The following is a 3,360-nucleotide window of genomic DNA, read 5'->3' on the forward strand; positions in this document are numbered from 1 at the left end:
GTCGCGGTCCGACCTCCCCCTCCAGGGGGAGGTGAAGAAGGAGAGGGGTCGACCGCTACGTCCCCGCGCCGAGACTCCGGCACGCCGCCCACACCTTCTCGGGGCTGGCCGGCATGTCCATCGTGTATCCGGCCGGGCCCGGGATCGCGTCGGCGACGGCGTTCATCACGGCGGCGAGCGAGCCGGTGGTGCCCGCCTCGCCGACGCCTTTGACGCCGAGCGGATTCGTCGTGGCCGGCGTGTTCTCTTCCGCGGCCGCGACCGGCGGCATGTCGTGGGCGCGCGGCATCGCGTAGTCCTGGAACGAGCCGGTGACGAGCTGTCCCGTGTCGATGTCGTAGACGGCGCGCTCCATCACGGCCTGGCCCAGCCCCTGCGCCAGCGCGCCGTGGAGCTGGCCCTCGACCAGCGTGTGGTCGAGCACTACGCCGCAGTCGTCGACGGCCGTGTAGCGCAGGATCTCGATCCCGCCGGTCTCCGGGTCGATCTCGATCTCGGCGATGTGGCAGCCGTTCGGAAAATTCTGCGGCGTGTCGGTGGCGACCTTGGTGTCGAGATCGGCCTCGATCTCGCCCTTGGTCTTGCGCTCCTTCGCCGCCTCGGCGAGCGCCAGCAACGTGATCCGCCGGTCCGTGCCGGTGACCGAGAAGGCGCCGTCGGCGTAGACGATGTCGGCCTCGGCCGTCTCCAGCGCGTCGGCCGCGAGCTTTTTGCCCTTCTCCAGCACCACCTCGACCGCGCGCACCAGGGCGGCGCCGGCCGTGGTCGTGGTGCGCGAGGCGACGCTCGCATTGCTCACCACCCCGTTCGCGCTGTCGCCCTCGGCGAACCGGACGAGATCGAGCGGCACGCCGAGCCGTTCGGCCAGCACGCGTGGAAACACCGTGGCGTGGCCCTGGCCGGTCGCCTGGGCGCCGAGCGCCAGCACGATCGTTCCGTCGCCCGGAAACAGCAGGCCGGCGCCCTCGGTCGGCACACCGCCGGCATGCTCCAGCATGCAGGAGATGCCGACGCCGCGCAGCTTGCCGCGCTTCTTCGCCTCGCGTTTTCGCGCCTTGGCGCCCGCCAGGTCGGCGAGTACCACCGCCTTTTCCAGCACAGCGGGAAAATTGCCGCTGTCGTAGACGGCGCCGACCGCGGTGCGATACGGGATCGCCTCCGGCTTGATCAGGTTGCGACGCCGGATCTCGTCGGGCGCGATGCCGGTGAGGCGGGCCGCCTCGTCGACCAGCCGCTCGATCAGGTAGTTCGCCTCCGGCCGGCCGGCGCCCCGATAGGGCGCGGTCGGGGTCGTGTTGGTGAAACAGCAGCGCACCGCGATGTCGATCCTGGGGATCGCGTACATGCCCGGGACGCAGCGGCTGAAATTGATGGTGGCCAGGCGGGCGCCGAACTGGCCCACATAGGCGCCGAGATTGGTCAGCGTGCGCAGCCGCAGCGCCGTGAACCGGCCGCGCCGGTCGACCGCCAGCTCGCCTTCGAGAATCGAGTCGCGCGCATGCGCGTCGGTCAGGAACGCCTCGGAGCGGGTCGACATCCAGTGCACGGGCCGCCCGGTCAGCCGCGCCGCGACCAGCAGCGCCGGATACTCCGGATAGGGCGAGCTCTTCATCCCGAAGGCGCCCCCGACGTCCTCGGTGATCACCCGCACCCGCTCCTTGTCGACCGCCATGATGCGGGCGACGTGGTCGCGCAGCGCGATGGCGCTCTGCGAGCAGGCGCGCAGCAGCCAGGTGTCGGTCGCCGGGTCGTAGGACCCGGTGGCGCCGCGCGGCTCCATGCTGGCGACCATGATGCGCTGGTTGACGTGGCAGACCCGGGCCACATGGGCGGCCTCGGCGATGGCGGCGTCGACCGCGGCCGGGTCGCCGCCGTCGGCCGGCGAGGGGACGTGCCAGTCGAGCGCCAGGTTGCCGGGCGCCTCCGGCCAGAGCTGCGGCGCGTCGGGCAGCACGGCGCGCTGCACGTCGACGACGGGCGTGCGCTCCTCGTAGGAGACCTCGACCAGCTCGGCGGCGTCCTGGGCCGCCAGCGCCGTCTCGGCCACCACCAGGGCGACCGGCTCGCCGGTGTGCATCACGGTCCCGGCCAGCACGGGCCGGTGCGGGACGACCAGCGGCGCGCCGTCGCGGCCCGGGGTCGGCGGATGCCAGGCGACACTGGCGAGCCCGGCCTTCGCCATGTCGGCCGCGGTCAGGACCGCGAGCACGCCCGGCACCGCCAGCGCCGCCGCGCTGTCGATCGCCGTCACCCGCGCATGGGCGTGCGGCGCCCGCACGAAGGCGGCATGGGCCTGGTTGTCGGCGGGCGCGTCGGCGACGAAGCGGCCGGCGCCGCGCAACAGCGGCGCGTCCTCGACCCGATAGCGTGCGATGGCAGCGGTAGCCGTCGTGTCGTCCATGGGGGTTCCTCGTCCGGCTTCTTCTTCGTCTCCCGCCGCTGCCGGCACGGCGGGACGGCCGTGGCGATCCTAGCCGAACAGCGCGAGGCCGATCAGCCCCAGCGTGCCGACCGCGACGCGCCACCAGACGAACAGGCCGAATCCGTGCCGGGCGACGAAGCCCAGGAAGGTCTTCACCACGATCCAGCCGAACACGAAGGAGGAGACGAAGCCGACCGCGACCAGGATCAGGTTGTTGGTGCTCATCTGGCCGCCGCCCTTGTAGAGGTCGTAGGCGAAGGCGCCGACCATGGTCGGCATCGCGAGCCAGAACGAGAATTCGGCGGCGGAGCGCCGGTCGGCGCCCAGCAGCATGGCGCCGACGATGGTGGCGCCGGCGCGCGACACGCCCGGGATCATCGACACGCACTGGATCAGACCGATCCCGAGATACATTTTCAGCGGGAACTCGGTCGCCTCGTCGTAGCGCGGCTTGAGGTCGAGGTGGTCGACGAAATACAGCACCGCCGCCCCGGCGATCAGCGAGAAGCAGATGATCCAGGGATTGAACAGCACCGACTTGATGAAGCCGTGGGCGAGCGCCCCGACGATGGCGGCCGGCAGGAAGGCGATCAGCACGCCGATCACGAAGCGCCGCGCGTACTCGTCCGTGAACATGTGGGTCGCCAGCAGCAGCAGCTTGCGGAAGTAGATCGACAGCAGCGCCGCGATGGCGCCGAGCTGGATCAGCACCGCGAAGGTCTTGCCGAAATCCTCGTCGTCGAAGCCGAAGAAGTGCTCGACCAGCAGGAGGTGGCCGGTCGACGAGACTGGCAGGTACTCGGTCAGCCCTTCGATGAAGCCGAGAAAGGCGGCCTTGAACAGATCGAGAAGCATGCTCGGCTCCGGTACGGGCGGGCGGTCGCCCGCGGACGGCTGCGCGCTTTTCGCAGATCGGGGGGCCGCCCGGCAAGGGCGGC

Annotated in this window: 2 protein-coding genes; both read right to left on the minus strand. The window is 71.3% G+C overall.

What is annotated here, in order from left to right:
- Positions 1-55 precede the first annotated feature (55 nt).
- Positions 56-2,401, minus strand: a complete 2,346-nt coding sequence (locus CH341_RS29745; protein WP_111423010.1) for a xanthine dehydrogenase family protein molybdopterin-binding subunit — start codon at positions 2,399-2,401, stop codon at positions 56-58.
- Positions 2,402-2,470: 69 nt separating this feature from the next.
- A complete protein-coding gene (locus CH341_RS29750; RefSeq protein WP_111423012.1) occupies positions 2,471-3,277 on the minus strand; it encodes an undecaprenyl-diphosphate phosphatase in 807 nt (268 codons plus the stop codon).
- Between the last annotated feature and the right edge of the window lie 83 nt (positions 3,278-3,360).

Source organism: Rhodoplanes roseus (assembly GCF_003258865.1).
Lineage (GTDB): Bacteria > Pseudomonadota > Alphaproteobacteria > Rhizobiales > Xanthobacteraceae > Rhodoplanes > Rhodoplanes roseus.

Bases quoted from the DNA above. Each gene is read 5' to 3' on its own strand.
- CH341_RS29750 (WP_111423012.1), bottom strand. From the start codon at position 3,277: ATGCTTCTCGATCTGTTCAAGGCCGCCTTTCTCGGCTTCATCGAAGGG.
- CH341_RS29745 (WP_111423010.1), bottom strand. From the start codon at position 2,401: ATGGACGACACGACGGCTACCGCTGCCATCGCACGCTATCGGGTCGAG.